At 66.6% G+C, this 24,044-nt stretch carries 20 protein-coding genes; 16 read left to right on the top strand and 4 right to left on the bottom strand.

Features of this window, described 5'->3' with window-relative positions:
- The coding region (locus ACGFR7_RS35490; protein WP_393327604.1) for a cbb3-type cytochrome c oxidase subunit I at window positions 1–761 on the bottom strand (761 nt) is incomplete at its 3' end.
- A gap of 127 nt (window positions 762–888) precedes the next feature.
- Here ACGFR7_RS35490 and ACGFR7_RS35485 point away from each other — a divergent pair.
- The 4 genes from ACGFR7_RS35485 to proP all read left to right on the top strand — a co-directional run bounded on the left by ACGFR7_RS35485 (window position 889) and on the right by proP (window position 6,313).
- Window positions 889–1,545: an RNA polymerase sigma factor gene (locus tag ACGFR7_RS35485; protein WP_393327602.1), complete on the top strand. Its 657-nt coding sequence runs from the start codon at window positions 889–891 to the stop codon at window positions 1,543–1,545.
- The gene (locus ACGFR7_RS35480; RefSeq protein ID WP_393327600.1) at window positions 1,538–2,569 is read left to right on the top strand and encodes a CU044_5270 family protein; all 1,032 of its coding nucleotides are present in this window, start codon (window positions 1,538–1,540) and stop codon (window positions 2,567–2,569) included. The genes ACGFR7_RS35485 and ACGFR7_RS35480 overlap by 8 nt, the downstream gene beginning before the upstream one ends.
- 169 nt (window positions 2,570–2,738) lie before the next feature.
- The gene (locus tag ACGFR7_RS35475; protein ID WP_393327598.1) at window positions 2,739–4,304 is read left to right on the top strand and encodes a hypothetical protein; all 1,566 of its coding nucleotides are present in this window, start codon (window positions 2,739–2,741) and stop codon (window positions 4,302–4,304) included.
- A gap of 629 nt (window positions 4,305–4,933) precedes the next feature.
- Window positions 4,934–6,313 carry a glycine betaine/L-proline transporter ProP gene (gene proP / locus ACGFR7_RS35470; RefSeq protein WP_393327609.1) on the top strand — a complete coding sequence of 460 codons (1,380 nt, stop codon included), beginning with the start codon at window positions 4,934–4,936 and terminating at the stop codon, window positions 6,311–6,313.
- Between the two features lie 277 nt (window positions 6,314–6,590).
- Here the strand turns inward: proP and ACGFR7_RS35465 are convergent, their stop codons facing one another.
- A complete protein-coding gene (locus ACGFR7_RS35465) occupies window positions 6,591–7,442 on the bottom strand; it encodes an AraC family transcriptional regulator (protein ID WP_393327596.1) in 852 nt (283 codons plus the stop codon).
- A 67-nt stretch (window positions 7,443–7,509) separates the two neighbouring features.
- Here ACGFR7_RS35465 and ACGFR7_RS35460 point away from each other — a divergent pair, with 67 nt between their 5' ends.
- The 6 genes from ACGFR7_RS35460 to ACGFR7_RS35435 all read left to right on the top strand — a co-directional run bounded on the left by ACGFR7_RS35460 (window position 7,510) and on the right by ACGFR7_RS35435 (window position 15,367).
- A complete protein-coding gene (locus ACGFR7_RS35460) occupies window positions 7,510–7,983 on the top strand; it encodes a DUF2000 family protein (RefSeq protein ID WP_393327594.1) in 474 nt (157 codons plus the stop codon).
- Between the two features lie 213 nt (window positions 7,984–8,196).
- Window positions 8,197–8,343, top strand: a complete 147-nt coding sequence (locus tag ACGFR7_RS35455) for an antibiotic biosynthesis monooxygenase family protein (protein WP_393327592.1) — start codon at window positions 8,197–8,199, stop codon at window positions 8,341–8,343.
- Between the two features lie 66 nt (window positions 8,344–8,409).
- A complete protein-coding gene (locus ACGFR7_RS35450; protein ID WP_393327589.1) occupies window positions 8,410–8,727 on the top strand; it encodes an antibiotic biosynthesis monooxygenase family protein in 318 nt (105 codons plus the stop codon).
- Between the two features lie 572 nt (window positions 8,728–9,299).
- A complete protein-coding gene (locus tag ACGFR7_RS35445; RefSeq protein ID WP_393327586.1) occupies window positions 9,300–10,952 on the top strand; it encodes a hypothetical protein in 1,653 nt (550 codons plus the stop codon).
- Window positions 10,953–11,230: 278 nt separating this feature from the next.
- Entirely contained in the window at window positions 11,231–12,148 is a 918-nt protein-coding gene (locus tag ACGFR7_RS35440) for a phosphotransferase enzyme family protein (protein WP_393327584.1), read from the top strand.
- A 468-nt stretch (window positions 12,149–12,616) separates the two neighbouring features.
- Window positions 12,617–15,367, top strand: coding sequence for a hypothetical protein (locus ACGFR7_RS35435; protein WP_393327581.1), 2,751 nt, complete (start codon window positions 12,617–12,619; stop codon window positions 15,365–15,367).
- Between the two features lie 1,016 nt (window positions 15,368–16,383).
- On the opposite strand, the gene ACGFR7_RS35430 is transcribed toward ACGFR7_RS35435, so the two are convergent.
- Window positions 16,384–17,754 carry a sporulation protein gene (locus ACGFR7_RS35430; RefSeq protein ID WP_393327578.1) on the bottom strand — a complete coding sequence of 457 codons (1,371 nt, stop codon included), beginning with the start codon at window positions 17,752–17,754 and terminating at the stop codon, window positions 16,384–16,386.
- A gap of 214 nt (window positions 17,755–17,968) precedes the next feature.
- Between ACGFR7_RS35430 and ACGFR7_RS35425 the strand changes: the two genes are divergently transcribed.
- The 6 genes from ACGFR7_RS35425 (at window position 17,969) to ACGFR7_RS35400 (ending at window position 23,460) form a co-directional block, all read left to right on the top strand.
- Window positions 17,969–18,502, top strand: a complete 534-nt coding sequence (locus ACGFR7_RS35425; RefSeq protein WP_393327575.1) for an ATP-binding protein — start codon at window positions 17,969–17,971, stop codon at window positions 18,500–18,502.
- 801 nt (window positions 18,503–19,303) lie between these two features.
- Window positions 19,304–19,639, top strand: coding sequence for a hypothetical protein (locus ACGFR7_RS35420; protein ID WP_393327574.1), 336 nt, complete (start codon window positions 19,304–19,306; stop codon window positions 19,637–19,639).
- 299 nt (window positions 19,640–19,938) lie between these two features.
- A complete protein-coding gene (locus ACGFR7_RS35415; protein WP_085928418.1) occupies window positions 19,939–20,295 on the top strand; it encodes a hypothetical protein in 357 nt (118 codons plus the stop codon).
- Window positions 20,288–21,598 (top strand): FtsK/SpoIIIE domain-containing protein, encoded by a 1,311-nt coding sequence (locus ACGFR7_RS35410; protein WP_393327571.1) that lies wholly within the window; start codon window positions 20,288–20,290, stop codon window positions 21,596–21,598. The genes ACGFR7_RS35415 and ACGFR7_RS35410 overlap by 8 nt, the downstream gene beginning before the upstream one ends.
- Window positions 21,595–21,789 carry a hypothetical protein gene (locus ACGFR7_RS35405; RefSeq protein ID WP_085928420.1) on the top strand — a complete coding sequence of 65 codons (195 nt, stop codon included), beginning with the start codon at window positions 21,595–21,597 and terminating at the stop codon, window positions 21,787–21,789. The genes ACGFR7_RS35410 and ACGFR7_RS35405 overlap by 4 nt, the downstream gene beginning before the upstream one ends.
- Before the next feature lie 294 nt (window positions 21,790–22,083).
- Window positions 22,084–23,460 carry a replication initiator gene (locus ACGFR7_RS35400; RefSeq protein WP_393327606.1) on the top strand — a complete coding sequence of 459 codons (1,377 nt, stop codon included), beginning with the start codon at window positions 22,084–22,086 and terminating at the stop codon, window positions 23,458–23,460.
- Window positions 23,461–23,867: 407 nt separating this feature from the next.
- Here the strand turns inward: ACGFR7_RS35400 and ACGFR7_RS35395 are convergent, their stop codons facing one another.
- Entirely contained in the window at window positions 23,868–23,996 is a 129-nt protein-coding gene (locus ACGFR7_RS35395; protein ID WP_393327567.1) for a hypothetical protein, read from the bottom strand.
- Window positions 23,997–24,044: the final 48 nt, after the last annotated feature.

Here is a 24,044-nt window from a genome sequence, read left to right as displayed (position 1 = left end):
ATGATGCCGAAGAACGGCAGCGCGATGATGTACACCTCTGGATGTCCGAAGAACCAGAAGAGATGCTGCCAGAGCAATGCCCCGCCATTTGCGGCGTCGAAGACATGCGCCCCGAATTTACGGTCCGCCTCCAGCGCGAACAGCGCCGCCGCCAGCACCGGGAAGGCCAGCAGGACCAGCACACCGGTCAGCAGCACGTTCCAGGTGAAGATCGGCATCCGGAACATCGTCATACCGGGTGCCCGCATGCAGATGATCGTCGTGATGAAGTTGACCGAACCGAGGATCGTGCCGAAGCCCGAGAAGGCCAGACCCATGATCCACATGTCCGCGCCGACGCCCGGCGAACGCACCGCGTCCGAGAGCGGCGCATAAGCGAACCAGCCGAAGTCCGCCGCCCCTTGAGGCGTCAGAAATCCCCCCACCGCGATCAGCGAACCGAAGAGATAGAGCCAGTACGCCAACATGTTCAGCCGGGGAAAGGCGACATCGGGCGCGCCGATCTGCAGCGGCATGATCCAGTTCGCGAATCCGGCGAACAGCGGCGTCGCGAACATCAGCAGCATGATCGTGCCGTGCATCGTGAACGCCTGGTTGAACTGCTCGTTCGACAGGAGCTGGTGGCCGGGACGGGCCAGTTCGGCGCGCATCAGCAGGGCCATCAGTCCGCCGACGCAGAAGAACGCGAAGGCGGTGACCAGGTACAGCGTGCCGATCGTCTTGTGGTCGGTGGTCGTCAGCCACTTCACGGGAGATCTCATGCCCCGTAGGTGTCCGCAGCCGCCGCGGACGTCACCCCCGGCGGGGAACGACGGGCCCTGACGGCCGGTGGGAAGTCTCACCCCAGAAGGGTGTGAAGATCGGCGTCGTGCCGGACACCAAGGGTTCATGAGCACGGACGACGCCTTCGCCGAGGCCTATCGCGCGCACTACTGGGCGGTCAGCCGCTTTGTGGCGCGACGGCTGGACGGGCAGGCACACGAGGTCGAGGAAGTGGTGGCGGAGGTCTTCTCCATAGCCTGGAGACGCCGCGCCGAACTCCCCGATGCGCCACTGCCCTGGCTCTACGGGGTGGCCCGGAACTGTCTGGCCAATGCGGTGCGGGGGCTGGGCCGTTACCGGCGGCTGCTGCACCGGCTCGGCAACCACGAGGCGGCGCACCGGCGGCAGACCGTGGAGAGTCCGGACGCGGAGCGGCCCGGCTCCTGGGTGCACGAGGCGCTGGCCCGGCTCACCCCCGCCGACCAGGAAGTGCTGCGCCTGACGGCCTGGGAGGAACTGACCGTCGAGGAGCTGGCGGTGACCCTCGGATGCGGCCGGAGCGCGGCGGCCATGCGGCTGCACCGGGCGCGCGGCCGGCTTCGTACGCAGATCGAGCGGATGCGGCAGAGGGGCACCGCAGGGCCCGACGCGCCCCCGCCACGGCCCGACGCGTCCCCTGCGCAGCCACCGTCACCCCCTGCGCGGCCGCCCTCACCACCCGCACCGCCCAGAGCGATCCCCCACCCCGTACCGACCCGAGCCGGAGGCCGCCGCCATGACTGAGGAACTGGAGCTGCTGCGGCAGGCCGACCCCGTCTCCGCCGCTGAGGGGCCCTGGCGCGACCGCCCGCTGACCGCGTCGGCCGAGGCCCGCCTGCAGGCATGGACGGCCGGCGCCGCCCCCCGCGGCCGTCCGCGTCCCGTCCGCCGTCGCCGTCTGGTGCTGGGCCTGACCGCCGTGTCGTCGGCCGTCGTCGCCGCCCTCGTGCTGACCTTCTCCGGTGCCGGCAGCGGCCCCGCCGTCGCGGCGCCCGCCGCCCTCGCCCTGCACGCCGATGCGCCGTCGGTCTCGCTGGACGTCCTCGCCCGCAGGGCGGAGGCCAGGGCGCGGGCGGCCGGTGCCGCGGACGGGCCGAGCCGGGGCAGCCATTTGCAGAGCTGGTACATGAGCATGGAGTCGGGCCCTGACGCCCACCCGCCCGTCACCGTGCCCGAGGAGTGCATCACCCGCTGGCACGACGACGGCAGCGGCTCGGAACTGGTCGTGGCCACCGACCCTCAGCACCCGGGCCGCCCGGTGATCCACGACAACGACGGCCACTGGCAGACCGTCAGCGACGGCAAGGTGCTGCACCGCAAGACCTATCCGGCGGGCTCGGAGGCCCAGCACAGCGGCCTCGCCTCCCGGACGAGGCCATCGACCGACCCCGCGGCACTGCGCGAACAGCTGTCGTGGCTGTACGGCGGTCCCGGCGGCACCCGTACGACGCCGGAGCTCCTGTCGGCGCTCTCCTCCTTCCGCCAGGAGTGGACCCCGGGGCCGCGCGAGACGGCCGCCATCGTCCGGATGCTGGCCGATGCGGACGGGCTGCGGCAGGCGGGCGTGGTCACCGACCGGCTGGGCCGGCGCGGGCAGGCGTATGTGTACGACGGGCCCGACGGCGCCGCGGACTCCACCCGCCAGATGGTGATCCTCGATCCGCGCACCGGCGAACTCCTGGGGCTGGAGATCACCTTCACCAAGGACGCACCGGAGTTGAGGATCAAGTCGGGGGAGGTCATGTCGTACGAGGCGTGGATGCCGTGAGGCGACGGCGCCGGACCGGGACGCCGGACCGGGACGCCGGACCGGGACGCCTGACCGGCGCCCATGCCCCGGCGCCCATGCCCCGGCGCCCCAAAGCGGCGATTCCCCGGAAGCGCGGCCCGTTACCCCGCCATACTGCGGGCAGACCGGTGACCCGGGGGAGGCACTGTTGCGACTGAAAATCGATGTGCGGGACGGCGATTGGGCCGTGGTTTCCTACGGTCCGTACGGGGTGCGGTTCGCTCGTCTGCTGAGCGAGCGCCTCGGTGTCGAGGGCCACGCCGGCGACACCGAGGAACAGCGGTGCCGGCGCTGGGCCGATGTCGCCCAGGCCTGCCTGCAGGGCGCCATGGAGGTCTCGACGCCCGAAGCGCTGACCGTCGGGGAGCTGAAGGATCTGTGCCTGGCCGAGGCACACCGCAGGAAGGCGGCCCGGACCGCCTACCCACCACCGGTCCTTCGCACCTGGCTCGCCGACCCGGTCACGGACGAACGGCTGGACGAGTCCTGGACGCTGGCCGAGGCCGAACTGGCGGACGGCGACCTGCTGGTGCTGTGCATCGAGCGGGAGCCCCGGGCCTGCTACAGCATGAGCGCGGCGCGCAACCCTGCCGCTCTGCTGGAAAAGCTCCAGCTGACCGCCAACGCACCGGCCCCGGAGAGCGGTCCGCGGCTGTGGGGCCTGCTGCTCTACACCGACGCCGACCACGAACTCGCCACCTACGTCCGCACACACTTCGACGACCTCCACGCCCTGTCCGGCCCGGCGACCCAGGTGTTCGTCGTGGAGCGCCGTGCCCACCGGGGCGCCGCGAAACGGTACTGGCGCACCCGGCTCGAACCCGAGCTCTACCGTCCGCTGGCGGGCATGCAGTGGCTGCGCTGGCAGCCGTACGACCCCCAGGGCGCCTACGCCCTCGCCGACCGGCTCGGCATCGAGCCCGGCCTGCTGCCCTGCCTGGTCTTCGTGGGCGATCCACGGGGCGGTCTGCGCGACAGCGAAAAGATCATTTTCCCCGTCGAGCAGTCCACCGTGGGATATTTCCGCTCCCTTTTCGGTGGCATTGCCCGCGTGCTCAAGGATCCTGCCGAGCAGACCGGGCCGAGGGCACCGGTCAGCGAATTCCCCCTGCCGCCGGACTCGCACCCGTTGAACTACCAGCACAGCCGCCTCGACGAGGCGCAATACGCCTCGCCCGAAGAGATGCTCCGAAGAATCGGGCGGGCACAGCGGGCAGCGGCAACCGACGCCGAAGCCTTCGCCAGGATCCGCGCCGCGTCAGGGGCCATCCGCGCCGCCCTGCGCCCCGCCACGGAAGCGGCCGGCGTGCGCGATCTGCGGCTCACCGACTGCCATGTCGTCATCACCTCCGGAGGATCGGGTTCCATGACGGAGAACTTCTATTTCCAAGGCACGAACACCACCTTCATCAACCGTCCGACGGACACCGTCGTGCGCGACTTCCAGAACAGCTACCCGTCCGTGGCCGGCGTGGACGAGCTGAGCCGGCTCCTGCAGCTCGTCCTCAACAGCCGGGATCTTTCCGACACCGACCGGGACGAGGCCGCGGGCGTGGTGCACGACCTGGCGCGACTCACCGCCGAGCCGGCGCCCGACCAGCCGGCCGTACGGGGCAGGCTGGAGCGGCTGCGCGCCATGGTGGCCGCGGGCGCCGATATCGCCCAGCCGGCTCTTGCCGTCGTCGCCTCACTCACCGCGCTCTTCACCGGCTGAACGGCCCGCCGGCCGGCCCGCGCCCGAGTGGCGGGGCCGGCGGTCATGGATGACCCTGGAGAGAACGCGACGATCCACATCGGCGCGGCGGCCGGGTAGTGTGCCGCCGCGCCGCTTTCGCGCCCGCGAGGCACCGCTTTCGTGCCCGCGAGGCAGGCACCGCTTTCGCGCCCGCCTGCGGACTCCCGCAACCCCGCAGCGGCGCGCCCGTCACCCGGGCCCACCCCCTCCCCCGCACGTGGTGCACCTCACAATCCGCCGAAGGTTGCAGCGGATGATCGCGATATGGATCACAGACATAAGTGCCGTGGATTGCTCCGCGACAAGGCGTTTCCCCAGCAAGGAGCGGGTATACGGCCACCTGCGCGGTCGTCCGCGCACTGTCCGTGATGATCCGGTCTGCCCCTATGGTCGACCTTTGCCCGCCGCTCCATGGCGGGCTTGGGCCCGCCGCTCCGTGGCGGGCGGAGTCATGTTGTCGTCCAAAGAGAGCGCAGGCGAGCGAGCACGTGCCGACGCATTCCACCGTCGCCCCCGGGCCCCGTAACCCCGTCGGCAGCCGTGCCGATACCGCAGCCGATCCGCAACAGGAGCGGGCCGGGGATCCGGCCCAGCAGCCATCGGACGCGGTGACCGTCGTCGACCCCGCGATGGTCAAACGTGCCGTGTCGGCGGCCGCGCTCGGCAATGCGATGGAGTGGTTCGACTTCGGCGTGTACAGCTACATCGCGGTCACCCTCGGACATGTCTTCTTCCCGTCCGGGAATCCGACCGCGCAGTTGCTGTCGACGTTCGGGGCGTTCGCGGCAGCGTTCCTGGTCCGCCCCATCGGCGGCATGGTCTTCGGGCCGCTCGGTGACCGGATCGGCCGGCAGAAGATCCTCGCGATCACCATGATCATGATGGCGGCGGGCACCTTCGCCATCGGCCTGATCCCGTCCTACGCCTCCATCGGCGTCGGGGCGCCCGTCCTGCTGCTCGTCGCCCGCCTGGTACAGGGCTTCTCCACCGGCGGCGAATACGGCGGCGCCTCCACCTTCATCGCCGAGTACGCGCCCGACAAGAAGCGCGGATTCCTCGGCAGCTGGCTGGAGTTCGGCACCCTGGCCGGTTACGTCGGCGGCGCCGGCCTGGTCACGCTGATGACCGCGGTGCTGTCCACCGACGACCTGACCTCCTGGGGCTGGCGCATCCCGTTCCTGGTCGCCGGGCCGATGGGCATCATCGGCCTCTACCTGCGGATGCGGCTGGAAGAGACCCCGGCCTTCGCCCAGTTGGAGAAGGAAGCGCGGACCAAGGAGAAGGCGCGCCGCGAGGCCGAGAAGCGGATCGGCATCCGCGAGATGATCTTCGGTCAGTGGCGGTCGATGCTGCTCTGCGTGGGGCTGGTCCTGGTCTTCAACGTCACGGACTACATGCTGCTGTCGTACATGCCGAGCTACCTGACCTCGGAGCTCAAGTACGACGAGACGCACGGACTGCTGGTCGTGCTCGCGGTGATGGTCCTGATGATGGGCGTCCAGCCGTTCGCGGGCCGGCTCACCGACCGCTTCGGCCGCCGTCCGGTCATCGGCGCGGGCTGCGTCGGCTTCCTGGTGCTGTCCGTGCCCGCCCTGCTGCTGATCCGGCAGGGGTCGCTGGCCGCCATCGCGGTCGGCATGGCCGCCCTCGGACTGCTGCTGGTCACCTTCACCGCGGCCATGCCGTCCACGCTGCCCGCGCTGTTCCCGACCAAGGTGCGCTACGGCTCCCTGTCGATCGGCTTCAACATCTCCGTGTCGCTCTTCGGCGGGACGACGCCGCTGGTGGTCACCGCCCTGATCGGCGCGACCGGCAACAAGATGATGCCCGCCTACTACATGATGGCGGCGGCCGTGATCGGCGGCATCGCCGTCCTGCTGATGTCGGAGAGCGCCCGCAAGCCGCTGCCCGGCTCCCCGCCGGCCGTCGAGACCGAGGCGGAGGCACGCGAGGTCCGCGAGGCGGTCAAGGCCGGCTCGGCAGCCTGACCGCACACCGAGCGCCGCCGCGCACCGCCCGACCGGGCAGGCGACGGGGCGATCGGACCCTGCACCACAGCTGCTTCATCACTGCTGCGGCACTGCGCCCCGCCGGTCCAACCGGCGGGGCGCAGTGCCGCTCGAACGGTTCCGGTTCCTTCCCCGCCGCCGCGCGGCCGACCCGTGCCCCGCGTCAGCCGCCTCAGGCGTACGGCCTCACGTGTACAGCCTCACGCGTGCGGCCGCACGTCCACGGCCGCACGTCCACCGCCTCACCTCTGCCGCCTCACGTCCGCGCCCCGGCCCCGCGGAAGGCACCCGGCGTGACACCGAAGCAGCGCACGAACCAGCGGTGGAAGTGCGCCTGGTCGGCGAAGCCTGCCTCGGTGGCCGCCTCGGCGGCCGGCCGGCCGTCGATGAGGAGCGTGCGGGCGCGTCGCAGTCGCAGCAGCCGTTGGAAGTCGCTGGGCGCCATGCCGTACTCGGCCCGGAACGCCCGGTAGAGCGCAAAGCGGCTGCAGCCCGCCGCATCGGCGAGATCCTGGGCGGACAGCGGCTGGTCATAGGCCGCCCTCAGCAGCTCGCGGACGCGCCGGGCCGCCGGTGCCTGTGCGCCCGGGGGCAGTTCGCGCGGTCCGGTGGGCGTGGCGCCGCGGGACGCATTGCGCCGCACCATGGCTTCGACGGCCGCGGTGAGCCGTTCCTCCCGCACCAACTTATCCGCGCCACCGACCAGTGCCGGGTGCAGCCGGCGCAGGGCGCGGGCCAGCACCGGGTCGTCGACGACCGGACGGGCGAACAGCGGCATGGCGCCCCGGCCGTCGGTGACATCGTCGAGAACGCCGCGGACCACGTCCGGGCCGATGTGCATGATCCGGTAGGTGAAGCCGAGTTCGACGGCGGACTCCCCGTCGTGCGGGTCGTCCGGGTTGAACGCCATCACCATGCCGGCCGCGCTGGTGTGGCCCGCGCCCCGGCAGGTGAAGCGCTGGGCGCCGGTCTCCGTCACGGCGAACGAGTACGCGTCATGGCTGTGCGGGTGGAAGACATGGCGGACGAAGTGCGCGTGCATCGCCTCCAGGGGCCGCTCGCTGTCGCGCCAGTAGCGCGCCCAGTCCCCGCCGTGCTGCCTGCTCATCACTCCAGTCTGCCGCGCCGCACCAGCGTTCAAGACGGTGGTCCGGATGCCGGACGACACTCCCCGTATGACGACTGCACCGACCGCATCCGCCGACACGGCCACATCCCCTGGCACCGCCCCGGCCGCGCCTCGTTTCGACACCAAGATCGCCGTGATCGTCCGGGACGACCTCGCCGTCTGGCAGAAACTGAACGTCACCGCCTTCCTCGCCAGCGGAATCGCGCACGCCACCGACGACATCATGGGCAAGCCCTACGAGGACGCCTCCGGGCAGAACTACCTGGCACTGCTGCGCGAGCCCGTGCTCTGCTACGCCGCCGATTCCCGGGCGCTGTCCCGTACCCACGCCCGGGCACTCAGCCGCGGCGTACCGACCGCGCTGTACACCGCCGACATGTTCCGCACGGGAAACGACGACGACAACCGGGCCGCGGTGCGGGCGGTGGCCGTCGCCGACCTCGACCTGGTGGGACTCGCCGTTCACGGCCCCCGCGGCATCATCGACAAAATCACCAAGGGCCTGAAACTGCACAACTGACCGGCCGCGCCTGCCGGCCCTGGCCCTGATTTCCACTCGGCCCGTACGGCGCCGGGGAGTCCGCCGAGGCACGCATGGCACGCACCCTGCGCACTCGGGAAGATGAAGCCGGACGGCCTGGGGACCTCGCAAGGTAGTAGCCATGGCGCCCCACGCCTCCGGCGGCACGGTTTTCGTGGCCGCCGCGGGCCGACCGTGCGGCAAGATGGGGGCATGAGCGTAGTCAAGATCAATGTACTGACCGTGCCCGCCGAGCAGCGCGAGGTTCTGGAGAAGCGCTTTGCGTCGCGCGCCGGAACGGTGGATTCCTCGGACGGCTTCGAGTGGTTCGAGCTGCTGCGCCCGCAACGGGTGCTCTGATGTACCACTCTGTTCCGCTCGATGCCGCTGACACTCCGCTAACACCACATGCGGCAAGATGGGCGCATGAGCGTAGTCAAGATCAACGTACTGACCGTCCCCGCCGAGCAGCGGGAAACCCTTGAGAAGCGCTTCGCCTCCCGCGCCCACGCGGTTGAGAGCTCCGACGGCTTCGAGTGGTTCGAACTCCTCCGCCCGGTCGAAGGCACCGACGACTACCTGGTGTACACGCGGTGGCGTGACGAGGAGTCGTTCCAGGCGTGGATGGAGGGACCCATGAAGGCGGCCCACCAGGGCGGCAGCGACCGGCCGAAGCCCGCTGCTAGCGGTTCTGCCTTGTGGTCGTTCGAGGTGGTACAGCAGGCCAAGCCGAAGGCCGCCTAGCTTCACAGCCCTCAAGCCTCGCTGCCATCCGCTACACATCGACAAGCGTTGCTGGACGATCGATACGCACGTTGATCGTGCCCCATGGTGGAGTCCTCGATCGCGAGGCAGGAGAAGGTTTCCGCACTGGCTGCCGACTTGTCGCAACTTGCTCGGTGGATGCGCCCCGATCTCTTCCAGGTCGGGGCGCATCCGTGCGCACTGCCTGATTAACTCAGTGAGCTCTACCTCAAGAACGCCACCTACCTGCTAGACACCAGCAACGTCCGGGTCCATGCCGCGAGTTGGCGAGTGATGTCCTGGGCCCTTGAGCTGTGCCCTGGCAGGAACGGGAGCACTAGCAAGGCCGGCGACGAAGCCACCGTCACAACGAGCATGGGAACGAGCGCGAACGCGACGATGACGGCGCGCTGCGCCCATCGTGCGCCAGCCAAAACCGTTGGCCAACGAGAAGACATTGAGGCCCTTCCTGTCTGGGACGCCTAGTCGATGACTCAAGCCTGGTAAGACCAGATATGTTGCGATAGGCGCAACCGTTGCCAATGCCAAGTCAAATCGTCACAGGGGACCCGGTGAACGAGATCGCGCGCGTACCAGCAACTTCGTCGGCCGTCGAACGCGGCGACGTGCCCGAAGTTGCGGCACTCGGCAAGGAGTTGTCCGAGCTGTTCAACACTCTGGGGGTCACCCAACGTGCATACGCCCTGCGGACCTCATGGAGTGAGTCCCTCGTTTCGAGGTCGTTGAGCGGGAAGCGGCTGGCAACGCAAGACTTCATCGACCGCCTCATCCGTGAAACCGAAGCGCATCACAACACCTCCATGCGTCCAGAGGTGCGGCAACATTTACGAGACCTCCGCCTGGCAGCCCTGAAGGTCAGCAATCCCGCCGAATACCAGCTTGAGGCGCTGCGCGACGAACTGGCCCACTCTAATCGCAAGGTCACACGCCTTATACACCGAGAAGAGGCGCTTCACCTCCTTATCGAGAAGAAGGAGAACGAACTCCAGAGCCTCCGGGGTGAGGTAGCTCAGGCCCACAGTGACTGGACGGCAGAACAGGTTGCGGCAACACAAAGAGAGGCTAAGCGGGAGGGGGAAGTTTGCGGGCTCTCAGCAGAGCGCGATGATCTCATGACGGAGCTCGAAGAGCTCCGGGAAGACCTGCACAACGCTCTTCACCTCCGCGAGAAGGCAGAGCGACAGAGTGTGGAATTCAGGGAGCGTGTACTGCTGCTTGAGGAACAGCTTGCAGAGCGCACAATCTTGGACGGGGTGACTGATGTTCCTCTGGAAGAATTTCGGGCGGAACTGTTTGAGAAGTGGACGAGCGAGAGAGTTCATGAGGTATCGAAGGCGTTGACCGAGGCGGCATGGTCGCGTCAACTTGCTGATGTGGTAGCACTGGTTGAGTGGCTTCAGGGGATTGACGCCAAGCTACTTCTGAATGACTTTGTGGAAAATGTAGCCCGCCTGAGGCCAGTTGAGGATGTGATTTCTGCAGGCTTCGCGATTGCTGCGCTTGCGGAGGATTTGAACGACCATATGCAGGCAATCAAGAAGCCAGAGCCCATCATCACTCTTTGTGATGCAGCCGCGTCGTCGCGGGCAGATGTTGAACTGTCACAGCTGGCCAACGACTGGAGAGAGATCACCTTTGGGACAGGGAACCTAAGCGAAAGACTGTTGGCGCGTGCCGTCAACACAAGGTCGGATGATTATGAGGTTGTGGCTTTGTGGGACAGGTTTCGCGTGGCGAATATTCCAGAGAATGAAATCCTCCGTGCCCTGTCGACCCTGTCATGCAAATTGACTGTTCCGGCACTGCTGCGACTGCTGGAGGAAGGGCATACAGGCCGGGCGCGTCAGCTCCTAATTTCCGCATTTGACTACGGACGAATGCCAGATATGTCCGCCCTCTGGAAAGCCCTGCTCGGCATCTCGCCAGCCCAACGGAGTCAATTCACTGACATGGTCGCGAACAGCGGTCATGATTTCACGGCAGCGAGATATATGGTTATTTGCGCGCGAGATCGCCGCTACGATGACGTCGCATTCATTGCTCAAAAGTTCGCTTCACAAGGAAGGATGAAATCCCTCCTCGAAAGCATGAGTCGGACACAAGAGTTTCGAGGTCTCAATCAGAAATATTGCGTAATCCTGCGCGCAACTCTAGATTCCTGGGATCAGATGGGGCACCCGGCAGGCTGGGACTTTAGCGCGTAAAATGGACTTCAGGAAGGGGAATGATGCAGCGCCAGGCCATTTACTACTTACTAAAGAGTAGTGCAGGAAACGGCATGCGTACGGAAATTACCTCTCATGCCTGCGTGGTGCACCCGCCCAGCAAACGTGGCGCACCACGTCGTCCGGCTGCCGCTACCTATCCTCTCGGCTGAGTCGGTGACGGGTCTGTACGGTCGTGGTCGTGTCCGGCACACGCGGGTTGGTCGCCCATGGCGTGCGCCGGTTGATCGCACGCAACTAGGGGAGCTGGTTCGGGCATGGCGGTTGACGCTGCTCGGGGGTCGGAAGAGGGGTTCACGTCGGCGGGGGCGGCGCGGGTGATGGCTGGCGCGTGTCGGGCTGCGGGGCTCGATGACAGAGGGGCGGAGTTGATCCGCTTCGGGGAGAACGGACTCTTTCGGCTGGCGTCGGCGCCGGTGATCGTCCGTGTGGCACGTGGAGAAGAGTGGCTGCCCAAAGCCCGTACAGAGGTAGCCGTTTCGCGGTGGCTCCAGCGTGAAGGGTTCCCTGCTGTTCGCATCGTCGAGGACCTGGAGCAACCGTTCCTGATAGACGGCCATCCTGTGACCTTCTGGCATCTGATCGTTGAGGGGGGCCGGAAGGCTACGTACGGGGAGCTGGGCGGCATGCTGCGCGACCTTCATGCGCTGACTGTCCCGGCCGGCCTTGAGCTGCCGTCTTTCGACCCCTTCGACAAGCAAGAACTGCGCCTGGACCGCGCCGTGATCCCCCAGGATGACAAGCTCTTCTTGCGGAAGCGGTGGCGGGAGCTGCGGGACAAGTTCAACGACCTGAGGTTCGAGACATCCAAAGGGCCTGTACACGGTGACGCGCACGTGCAGAACCTCATGGTGGATGATCAAGGGAAAGTGATCCTGATCGACTTCGAAGCCTTCTGCTTCGATCACCCGGAGTGGGACCTGATGGTCACGGCCGTGGAACACCACAGCCTAGGGTGGCAGACCGGTGAGCAGTACGCCGACTTCGTGACCGCGTACGGGCGGGACCTGCACGACTGGCACGGGTACGAGACACTGCGCGGCCTCCAGGAGTTCGGCATGACGACGTGGCTCATGCAGAACGTGCAGGAGGACGGCGCGACCGCTGACGAGTACCGGCGGCGCATTGCCGGCCTGCGCAATGACGACGGACCGCGGGATTGGCGCCCCCGATAGTTGCGGAGGCGGGTCCGATGAGTCACATGTTTGGTCCGTCGGTGTACACCGCACCTGGCCAGCGGGCATCCGGGGACGCGACCGGAACACCCGTGGGCGACAGCGGATGCAGTTCACACCGGACCCGTCGCCTGCGGCGATGGCAGATGCGGCGCACGATCCCCCAACGCCGGAACCAGCAGGACAACCGCTGATGGCGCGGCAGCCAGGGCGGTCGCGCCGTTGGTTCCAACCGCGCGCTATGCCCGCAGCAACGACGTCCAGCGGAAGGCCAAGCAGCTCAAGAGCTTCCGGTCCTCAAAGCCACAGGACCCGAAGGTCGGTTTGACTGTGCACAGGCATGGGGTGAGGCTGGAAAACAAAGAACGATGACGGCGGGTGGTCCCTATGCCATCTCCAAGCGGCGACCTTCCAGAGCAGGGTGCACGCGGTCGGGGCTCGCCGAAGTCCTTCACACTGCCCGCGCCGGTGGGACCCTATTACGTTGCTGAAAGCAAAGTCCTGGACGAGGCGCTGGAGGCTGTGCGTGCTCGACCGGAGATCATCGAGCAGATGGAGGAACTCCAGGAGGCCCCGGATCTCACACAAGTGATCACAGCGCAACGTGACGTTCTGAGATTGAACATCGCCGACCAGCTGGATCGCACTCGTCAGCTCTACAAGCGTCTGCATGAGCTGCTGGTGGATGAAATGGCATCAGATCCTAGTCACTTGCGGAAGTTCAGGAGGCTCACTGTCTCGTGGGAGAAGCTGTCAGATGTGGCAGGCGCAATTCGCGAGCTCACGGCGACTGGGCCCGCAACCACCGAAAGGTTCCGCATCGAACAAGTGCGAGCCCTGCTGAACGCAGCATGGGAGCGATGTGTTGCCGCCCAAAGACTGGTGACGGCAGGTCCGGGAACGACCGCAACCTGGGGCGAGGCTCGGCGGCGCTGGCTGCCAAAGGTTAGGCGCAAGCCTCGGTCCGGGCCACCGGACTGGCCAGCCGATCCCTGGGACGCTCTCCCGAGTCAGGCTGCCATCGTTGCCCACCTACTGACGAGAGTCGAAGAGCAGGTGAAGGAGGAACTGGACCGCCAACGCTCCAGCGCACGCGAGCGTTTGGATTTCCGCACGTTGGAAACGGAGTGGCAGTCAGCGCAACGAGACCTCAGCTACACAGCCGAATCAGCAGTTCAGGGACTTGTCCTCACGGCCCTGAACGTTGCTGCGACTGAGCAGTTCGCTTTGAATATGCGAGTACGATCTCTCGACGGCCTCCGAGAAACAATCACCAACGAGAAGGTGGTGATCACGTCGTCCTTCGAACGCCTGGAGGCCATGATCCGCCAGCACGCTGAAGGAAGCTTCGGGATCGCTGGCCCCCGGGGGGGGGTAGGGAAGTCGACCCTCATCAAATTCTTCACGCCTGCCAGTACACCCGTCAGGGATTCTGGAACAGTACGCACCGACTCGCCCAAACGACCAAGGTTGGGTGTCGCCGTGGCGGCACCTGTCGCATACGAGCCCCGCGACTTTGTACTGCACCTCCATGCCGAAGCCTGTCGCGCGGTCCTCGGTCCGGAGGCGGACCTGGAATCGGAGGAAATTGGTCGAAATGAGATCCCCCAATGGCGGTCCGCTAGAGCCATTACTGGGCTCTGCGTCGCGTTGGCTGGTGCGTTTAGCCTAACAGTAGGTGCCTTCCTTCTTAACCAAGCCGCTCCGCTGCTGACTGCACCCGACGGCTGGCTTTCTTACCTGGGCTTGGCATTGACGGCCGTGGCGGCCATGCTGCTCACATTGGTTCTCGTCAGCATCGTGCGGATGACAGTTCCAGCCGGCCTCTGGCAATCACCTGGAATGTCACGCGCGGAGAGAGCGACCAAAGAGCGACGGCTTCATTACCACCGTTCCGCTATTGCGACTTCGTCTTGCCTATACCTCGCTCTTTGCGCAGCGATCGGTCTGCCCCTGCTCACGACAGCTGGAGGCTTGGGGCCTGGCACTTGGGCGTTGCTGGGTGGTATGGGAGCCCTCGTCCTCGGGGTGACGCTACTCCTCGCTGGGATCCGCGTGACCCAATTCTCCATGGCTGTGGGTGCGGCCCGTCACTTCACTGTGGGGATGGAGATGAGGCACTTCGTAGAATCCCAGGATGTTCGCGACCTCCGAGACCTCGCGTGGAACAAGCTGCGTCAGATCCGCTATGAGCAGACCCTCAATAGCGAGCGCTCAACCGTGGTCAAGATTGGCGGAACACGCCAGTTTCCCCTAGGCGTTGACGTCGGCGCCAAGCAGGGAACGACCTTGGCGGAGCGCACCAAAACTTTCCCAGAAATCGTTGCCGAGCTTCGGGCCTTCCTTGAGTCGGCGACCAACTGTTACGAACTGGTCATCGCGGTTGACGAGTTGGACAAACTCAAGAGCGCGGAATCGGTTGAGGATTTCCTCAACGACATCAAGGCAGTCTTCGGAGCAAGTCGCTGCTTCTTCCTTGTCTCCGTCTCGGAGGAAGCAGCGGCAAGCTTCGAGCGGCGCGGCAAACCCTTCCGCGATGTGTTTGATAGTTCTTTCGATGACGTAATCACTCTGCAGCGCCTGAGTATGCCCACGGCGCGGAAGATTCTCTATGGCCTGCTCCTAGGATGGAAGGAACCGTTCGTGGCACTATGCTACGTACTCTCCGGAGGCCTTCCCCGTGAACTGCTGCGTAGTACACGTGAGCTGGTCGGTCGGCTAGACGTGGCGAGTGATAACGATATTCACCTGGTACGGGCTGTGCCGGACCTAATGCAGCGCGAGGCAGTCGCACGATTGTGGGCCATACGACACAGTCTGTTAAGAGAGTCCTGCAACCCCGTTGGACTTGACCTCCTTGGTCAACTCGAATGCATCGAGCCAAAGAGCGCTACGGCAGCACAATTTCGCCAGTGGCACGACGAGTTGCGTTCATGGATCGTCCAGAGGGGCAGGACCACTCCCGACCCTGGCGGCTCCTCCCAACTGCTCCCCGCAGCACGTCTGGGATGCGAACTTGCCGCCTTCATGCTCTTCGCCGCAACAGTGATCGAGTTCTTTGGAGAAGACTTGGACGCAACCCAGCTTAGAGAAGCAGAGACTCTAGCAGCAGGCCACAAGTCCCTCGGCAAGCTCGCTGACGCCCGCCAGGCACTCTCGCTCAGTCCCTGGACGTCGGTCGGTTGCATCGAATCCTTCCGAAAAGCGTGGGGGATGTGACCCGTTCACGCGCCGGCGGTTCCTCCGTACAAGGTGCCGTCGCGGGAGGTTAATGCCTGAAGCCAGTCACGAGCCTGGCCGAGGAGGCAAGTCACCAGGTCTTCTCCGTCACCGAGTCGGCAGCCGCGGCAGACCGACTGCCCCTCGCGGCCCTGACAGTTGACGTGGAGCGTCGGGCAGTGGATGTGTTGCGTCTTGTATCCTGTGGGTTGCCCTGATGGCACCCACCGGCCGATCATGAGGCTCCTCGGAGAGACGACAGCCCCCTGGATTAGGGGTCTCCAGAGGGCTGAGGTGCAGGGTGGTTCGGTGCCAGGGCGTCCGAGGGCCCGGAAGGTCGGCTCCAGCATCCTCTGCTCACTCCTGGCCACTTTCTCCGCCACCCCGCCAAGCGCGCTTCGCCCTTCTGTAGGACTGAAAAACTCCCGGCAACTGATCAAGAACACCCTTGACTGAAAAGAGGAGAACCGAGATCACGCTTGCGCCGGCAAGGAGCCAGAGAACGATAATTTCGTCCACCGGTTCGTAGACCCTTCCATTACAGGTGGTCGAACCGGTCACAGACCGCAGGATCAGTTCGACCACAAACTACGTGGACAGAACTGAATTCCTGCCGACACCAAAAACTCAGACCGAGGAAGCCCCTCGGAGGCTAGAACAGGGCACTACACGCGGGTAAAGTCCCGCAGGCTTTGAAACCACTCTCCCGCCCACCCGTGCGGAGGCCCGAGCAAGTTTATGGAATCCTTCCTGGCACCCCAACATTCATCGGGCCGCCCAGGGCGCGGACAGACCGCTTCCCGCAGTCTGAGATTGGCAAGAAGATATCACAACTCCGCATGGCTCCTGGGTGGTTGAGCCGCCCTGCGCCAGCTCCAATCTCCGTGCCGTTCGCGGTGGAGGCCAACGCCTACGCACCGAACGCACCATCGACCGGCCAGCACAGCTGCAGAGCCCATGCAGAGCCCAGTGCGGCCGTTGGTTCTGACCGTTGGGAATCTTCTGTCGCACGTGCCCTAGATCTCGTCCAGACGACCAAGAGCCTCACGCACTTGGTCGTGGAAGGCAGCCACGGAAGGGTTCCCTACGTGGATGCTGACCTCCTGCTGGAAGTCGGTGACGTAGCGCTGGAAGCGGTACGACTGGAGGGTGTCTCCGCTGTTGACTGCGAGGCTTGCGGTCTCCACGGCGGCTTCCAGCTCGCCGTTCAGCAGCTGGCTTTGGGCGAGGACCATCCGGCAGAACCCGAGGGTACGGGCGTACTTCGGGTCGGTGCCGTCGACCGCGCGTTGTGCGGCCTCGATTGACTCGCGGCGCATCTTCAGGTCGCGGAAGCAGTGGCAGAGTTCGCCCATGAGCTCTGCCGAGTCGAAATAGCCGAGCCATTCCGGGTCTTCGCCGGTGTCAGCTCGCTCGAAGTGGCGTTCTGCCTCGTTCATGGCTCGGCCGGCGCCGCTGGTGTCGCCCGTGTTCGCGTAGGCACGAGCCTCCATTGCTGAGTAGTTCGCCATCGCGCGTGGGGTGGCTCGGCCCTTGGCTCCCTCGACGGCGGCGCGGGCGAGTTGAATCGCCTGGGCGTGGTTGCCGAGGTAGTTCGCCTGATGGCTCAGGTTGCCGAGAATGCGGGCTCCGAACATGCGATCGTCGATGGCCTGGGACAGGCGTAACGTCGCCGTCAGGTAGCGGTGCGCGAGGACGTGGTTCCCGGAGTCATACGCGGTCCATCCGAGCAACTGTGAGATCTCGGAAGCGGCGCCGAACAGCGCTGCGCCGACGCGTTCGCTGTAGCTGGCACTGAGCAGCGGCAGGACCTCATGACGGAAGTAATGGCGTAGGGCCTTGTGGCCGTGACCACCGCCGAATCTGAAGTCGAGTTGCATGAACATCTCGGCGGCCGCCCTGATCGCCTTGACGTCGCGCATGCCGACGCGTGGGGAGGCGGGCCGGTCGGCCTCGATACCGTCGGGGCGCGCCACAATCCATGACAGGACTGCGGAGCTGAGGCCGGCTTCGGGAATGATCAGCGGGCTGCTCGACGGGGCTTCGGCCCGTTCCTCGGCAAGCCCGTCCAGCATCGACAGGACGTCGGGCACGGTGCGTGGGTATTCGGCCGGCGGTGGAGCTGCGGGCTTCGACTGATCGAAGAATCCAAGATCGCCGGGCGTGATGCGCCGTTTAAGCTTGGCGCCGAGTACGTCCGCCATGATCGCGGCCGTGCTCGGCTGGATCCCCGCGCCGTCCCGCCACCGCTGTACGGAGACGTGTGTCGTCCCCAGGCTGTCGTCGCGCTGCTCGGCGGCGTCCTTCATACGTCTTGCGAGGCCTTTGTTCGAGACCTTCGCTTCGTCCATGACTGCGATCAATTGCGCGTTCGGCTCTCGGTTCATGCTCCCCTGCCAACCCGAGAATGACGGCGAGTATTCATCGTGGCACAAGCCACTGACATAGGGGGTTCATCTGTGAACCCCCTTCGTACCCACCGGTGTTCTCGTGAACCCCCCGGTGAACGCTCCCGCTTCCGCCTGGCCTGCCCTTGACTGTTCTCACGGCAGGGAGGTCGCCCTGTCGGTAACTGGAGGGAATGCGATGAGCGTTCGGAGGATGGATCGCTCGGCCTTGACCCCGCGGGTCAAGGCTCTTCCATATGACGCCACGCAGTTGGAGCAGTTCCAGGCGCTGACTCTGTTCGCGGATTCAGCGGACACGGTGCAGGCAGCGCGGAAGATGGTCCGCTCAGCTCTCGAAGACTGGGCCCTGGGTGCTCTCGTCGACGATGTTGTGCTCTGCGCGTCCGAGCTTGTGGGCAACGCGGTCCATCACGCTATTCCTGACGACCGCCTGGCTGTGCCGACTGCTGCTCGCCGTATCGATGTCACTCTCACGAAGTGGCCCAAGTGGCTTTTCCTCGGGGTGACCGATGAGGACTCCTCCCCGCCGCAGTTCTCGCTGGGGAAGGCCTCCTCTCCTGAGCTGGTGGACGATCCGCCCGAGCCGGCGCTACTGGACTCCGGGCGGGGCCTGCGGATCGTGCAGGCGCTGGCGGACAGCCTGTGGTGGTCGCCGGAAGAGGTGGGCGGAAAAACCGTGTTCTGCCGCTTCGACCTCGTTTGCCGCGCCTCCGACGGCCGGACGTAGAGATACGTGGTCCGCTGCTGGCGGCGAGACTCCCTTCTGCGATCGGGGAGGCCGCGGCGGGCCCACTGCCAGACATGGAGCGACCACCGTGTCTGGCCGGGCGCGGCCCTTTGGTCCACGCTCCCTAGAGGGCTGAGGGGCCGCGTCCACATCCACGAAGCAACGAGGCCTGCCGATCTGGCATGGCACTCAATGAAGGGTGATGGGTGGCAATGGCACGGGTTTTGGCGGCGCGCGTGCGTCGCGGCGACGTGGTGAGTCTGTGTGGCGAACTCCGAGAGGTGAAAGCAGTGCGTTCCGACCAGCGCGGGGCGGGCCAGCCGGCCTTGACGCTGGTCTTCAAGTCGGGGCGACCGCTGCGCGTGAATGCCTCGGATGAGCTCGCGGTCTGGCGCGGTGATCGGGAGCTCCGGTGACGGCGGCTCGGTCGGTATGGCGCTTCGCGGACTGGGCTCTGACGGTCGACACCTCGGGGAGCGGACCGATCTACGTGCAGGAGTGCATGTCATGCGGTGAGGACTCGGGTGCGTCGGAGGAAGCCGAGGGACCGGACGTGTGGTGCCTGCGCCACGCGGGCCGTACCGGACACACCGGGTTCCGGTGCGTGGTGACGACGTTCTTCCGAGCCTTGCTCGTAGAGGGGCCTCGCTGACACTCGCGCAAAACAACCGAATACCGAGACCGGGCCACCCCGTCAGCCGTGGAAAGCGAAGGGTGGCCCGGCAGGGGGCACGGCGGCCCCGGTGCCTGATGGTACCGGGGCCGCCGTGCTGCCTTTATGCCCCGGCCAAAAAGAAGTTGATGAAGCGTTACTGGACGGGAACGGAGGCGGCGCACGTGATGCGCGATGACGGAGATGGGCTGATGGGTGGCCTCAACGACGTGGGGCCTGACGCCTGGGTGTGGAGCGCCGATGTCGACTACCTGTCCGGCTGGCGGCAGGCCAGGGCGACGGCGGACAAGCTGAATGGCGCGCTGCGGGCTGCGGGCCTTGATTCTTCGAATGTCCGGGCGGTGCCCAACGTCGATGCCGAAGGTCGGGGTGTCGTGCGACTCACGGCAGCCTTGCCCGCCGCAGATGAGCTGGCAGACCTGCTGAGGCAGTGCAGCACGAATTCTCGACGGCGGGGCGTGTGATGAAGCCACCGTTGCCGCAGTGCACCTTGCTACCCAAAGCCCGCGGCCGAACGCGTCACCACGACGGGGCCGCGCTGAGCGGAGCGCCCACGACGGGCTCAGCCACAGCGCGGCAGCTGCCCGCTCCCCCTCAGCCACAGCCGGGCCGTTCGCTCTCCTCACGCGCCTGCATCTGTGACGGCGGGAGTACGGCGCCCAGCTTCCACGGCCGTCGCAGTCCGAACTCCGGGCCTACGCCCCCGTAATGACAGATGTCAGCATCTGAGCTGACGCCTAAGTGGCCAAGGAGGCCAAAGAACATGCAGTCCATCCCTGTGGACACCACCCGGCTCGGCGTACTTCGTTGCGCCGTCGCGCCGGAACCGAAGATCGCGGACTTCGAGAGCAAGGAGGTGAAGAAGGACCGTGACGGCAACACCATCTACACCGTCGGCGTCACGGTCCGGCAGGAAGGCCGACGGGTCTCGGTGATCGAGATCTCGGTCACGGGAGAGCCGAAGGGCGTTGAAGAGGGGCACGAGGTCAAGGTCACCGGTCTTGACGCCTTCGCGTGGGCGATGGGGGACCGGCACGGAATCAGCTTTCGCGCCGCCGCCATCACGCCCGTGCCGACCGTTCCGGCCGGCGCCGCTCAGCGCAAGGCGGGTGATGCGTGATGGGCCGAACACACTCGCCTTACTCCTGGCGGTGCTGGCCTGGGTTCTGGTCGCAGGCAACTACATGCGGGACCGGCATCCGGTCAGCTTCTGGTACCTCACCGGCTACCCGGTAGCCGTCGTCCGGATCATGGGGAGTTGGCGGAAGGTCGCACTGATCAACGACCTGACCGTCTCCCGCCGGCCGGCGCACGGACTCGTCGGGGACCTGGTCGTCAAGGGGCAGACCCTGCGGCCCGTCACTCCGCGGATCTCCTTCCCTCGGGCGACGCGTACGGGGTTGAGCGTGGAGGTACGGCTTCACCCGGGGCAGACACCGGCGCCGTTCATCGCGGCGGCTGACGCTCTGGCGCACGCCTGGCGCATGCACGCCGTGCGCGTCTCCTCGCCGGAGCGCGGCATCGTCCGACTTGTCGCCACTGCCAGCGACCCCCTGGAGCGCCCCGGCGTCGCCTCTGCTCCGGCCGCCCTCCTTTCGGCCCTGCTCGGAGTGCTGGAGAGCGGCGGTGCGTGGGTGATGAATCTGCGGACGGAGCCGCACTGGCTGATCACCGGGGCTACCCGATCGGGCAAGTCCACGCTCCTGGCGCGTCTCATCACGCAGCTCGCGCCGCAGCCAGTCGCCCTCGTCGGTATCGACTGCAAGGGAGGCATGGAACTGGGGCTCTTCGGCAGCCGGCTCACTGCACTGGCCACCTGCCGCCGTGAGGCTGCCGCCATACTCGGCGCGCTCGTGGTCGAGATGCAGGACCGCATGCACATCTGCCGGGAGGCGGGCGCCCGCTCGATCTGGGAGCTGCCCGAGAAGCAACAGCCCGCTCCGGTCGTCGTCATCATCGACGAACTCGCCGAGCTGTACCTGTCCAACGGCACCCGGGGAGACCGGGCAGAGGCGGAGCAGTGCTCCACGTACCTCCTGCGGCTGGCACAGCTCGGTGGCGCACTCGGACTCCACCTGGTGGTCGCCGGGCAGCGGGTCGGCTCTGAACTCGGCTCCGGCGTCACTGCCTTGCGGGCACAACTCGGCGGCCGGATCTGCCACCGGGTAAACGATCCCGGTACGGCGGAGATGACCCTCGGCGACCTCAACAAGGACGCCGTGGCCGTAGCTCAGTCGATCAGCGCGGAGGAAAAGGGAGTAGCCGTCTGCACCGGCACGGACGGCGGCTGGGACCGGGCCCGCTCCCATTTCACGCGGCCTGAAGAGGCCAAAGAAGCCGCGGTGAAATACGCAGACCTGGCCCCCGAACTGCCGGGGCCTGCAAGTGCCCTGGAATCCCTGGACACGGAGGCAGGCGCATGAGCGAGGTAGCAGCCATCCCGTTCGCGGTGGCCTTCGGAATCATCACCGTGCTTCTGGTGCGCTCCCGCGACGTCCGGGCCTGGGAAGCCGTGCTCATCGCCCTCTTCGGCGTGTACATCGGCCAGACCCCCGTCATCTTCACCATCAACGGACTCGTGACCTGGGTCTTCTCGGGCTTCCAACACACCTAGGAACAGGAGGCACAGCATGCCCATGCGCCGTGTGCGCTGCCCTCACTGCAAGGGCGAAGGATCCCGTACGACCTGGACCGGTCGCAGGCACAGGTGCCGGATCTGCCGGGGCGCGGGAACCATCCGCTGACTGCCCGCTCAACACCTGACCACGCAAGGAGAGAACGACATGGACGACACCACGCCACCACCCAGCCACCGTGCCGCTTCGGCGGCCCACCCCGGGAGGTCACCACCATCCCCGCCGAGATCACCTCGGCTGACAGGCGCGCCGTCCTCGACCGTTCGGCGCGCCTGCGTCAGCTCTCCGAAATCGACTGCGACGCCATCCGGCTTGCGCAAGACCCGCAATTCCCCCGCTGGCTTGAGCAGATCACCGCGACCGGCGGCTGCGCCAACCCGGTCCACCTGGCCGGATCGACCACCACGCGCGACGCCACGACCGGCGAGATCCTGCACCACTACGACACACGAAACGACCCCGGCGAACGCCTCCTGGTCCGCTGCCGCAACCGCCGGGCCACTGTCTGTGCCCCCTGCTCCCGCCTCCACGCCGGAGACACGTTCCACCTCGTCCGCGCCGGGCTCATCGGCGGCAAGAACGTCCCGGACGACGTCCGCGAACACCCCCGGCTCTTCGTCACACTCACCGCTCCGTCCTTCGGCCCGGTTCATCGCGCGTCCACCACCGGGGCACGCTGCCGACCGCGACGTCGTGCGGCCCACTGCGCACACGAACGACCGACAGGCTGCGCCTCCGTCCACAACCCCGCTGACCCCTTGGTCGGCCAACCGCTCTGTGCTGACTGCTACGACTACGTGACGCATGTCCTCTGGCATGCCCACGCCGGGGAACTCTGGGACCGTTTCGCTCGTGCCGTCCGTCGACGCCTCGCCGTGACGGCCGGCCTGCCGCAGAGCCACTTTTCCGATCACGCCCGACTGTCCTTCGCCAAGGTCGCCGAGTATCAGAAGCGCGCGGCAGTTCACGTCCACGCCGTCGTCCGACTCGATGGCCCGGCCGGTCCGGTAGACCCACCGCCGGTCTGGGGCACAGCCGCTCGGCTCAGCGCCGCCGTGCAAGCTGCTGCCCGTTCCGTCGTCGTGCGGACGTCCTACAGCCCGGCCGTTGGCGAGCACGGGCTGCGATGGGGCCGAGAGATCGACGTTCGGCCGCTCCGCGCTCGTCCCGAGGACTACGAGCTGAGTGACGACGCCGTGGCTGCGTACGTGGCCAAGTACGTCACCAAAGGGGCGAGCGAAACGGCGGCCGGCGCCGATCGGCGGCTCTCGGCCTGGGGCGACATCGACGCGGTGCCCGCCTCGCCGCATGTCCGGACCCTGATGCGAACCTGCTGGAGGCTTGGCGGCCTGGCCGAGTTCAAGCATCTGCGGCTGCGGTCCTGGGCTCACGCCCTCGGGTTCCGCGGGCACGTCCTCACCAAGTCCCGGGCGTATTCGGCGACGTACGCGGCGCTGCGGGCGGAACGGGCTGCACACGAGGGGCACGACGATGCACCCGGCGCGGTCACGGACGCCTCCTGGCGCTATGTCGGCTCCGGCCATACCCCCGGCGCTGCCCTCATCGCCGCGGGAGTCGCCGACGACTTGGCTCGCAACCGCGAGCACGCCCGGTCGGAGCTGCGGCCCGCTGCGGAAGCAGGCTCCTGATGGAGCCAGATCAGGAACTACGTGAGTGGGCACGGGCGCACGCTCGAAAGGCGCCTCGTTGGTCCGAGCGGAAGTGGCGGCGGGTGAACGTGACACTGGGCCTGGACATTGCAACTCGCCACCGTGCACCGGGTCAGTCGTCCACCCACGACTCTTAGGCCGTGTCCTACATGGTGAGGCGGTCGAGCCGCTTGTAGCAGCAGATGGCGGCGGCGAGTGCGAGAGCTCCGACCTTTCACCAGAGACTGACCACCCACGCTCGCATCAACGACTGCGCCAAGGTGCAGCCGTACGCTCCGCCATCTCAGGGCCCGGGGAAAGGAATGTCAGGTTCGTCCTGGCCGACTCACGCAACATGGACGCGAGCATGCGCCCCATATTCACCAGACCGACCAGGCTGACCCTGGTCAGGGCTTCACGCACTTGGGGGAATTGTCCTGACACCAGCCGCCGGGCGGGTGGCTCATCTCGTAATAGCCTTGAACGAGGCCGACGATCACGGCGATCGAAAACGCAAGGCAGGCGAAGATTCCCACCCAAAAGGCTATTTTCGCGCCCTTGCTTCGACTGAGGGCGGCGAGACG

This window comes from Streptomyces sp. NPDC048516 (assembly GCF_043199875.1).
In the GTDB taxonomy this organism is placed as follows: domain Bacteria; phylum Actinomycetota; class Actinomycetes; order Streptomycetales; family Streptomycetaceae; genus Streptomyces.
The sequence above is the reverse complement of the archived record's forward strand: the minus strand, read 5'-3'. Positions and strand labels throughout refer to the sequence as shown.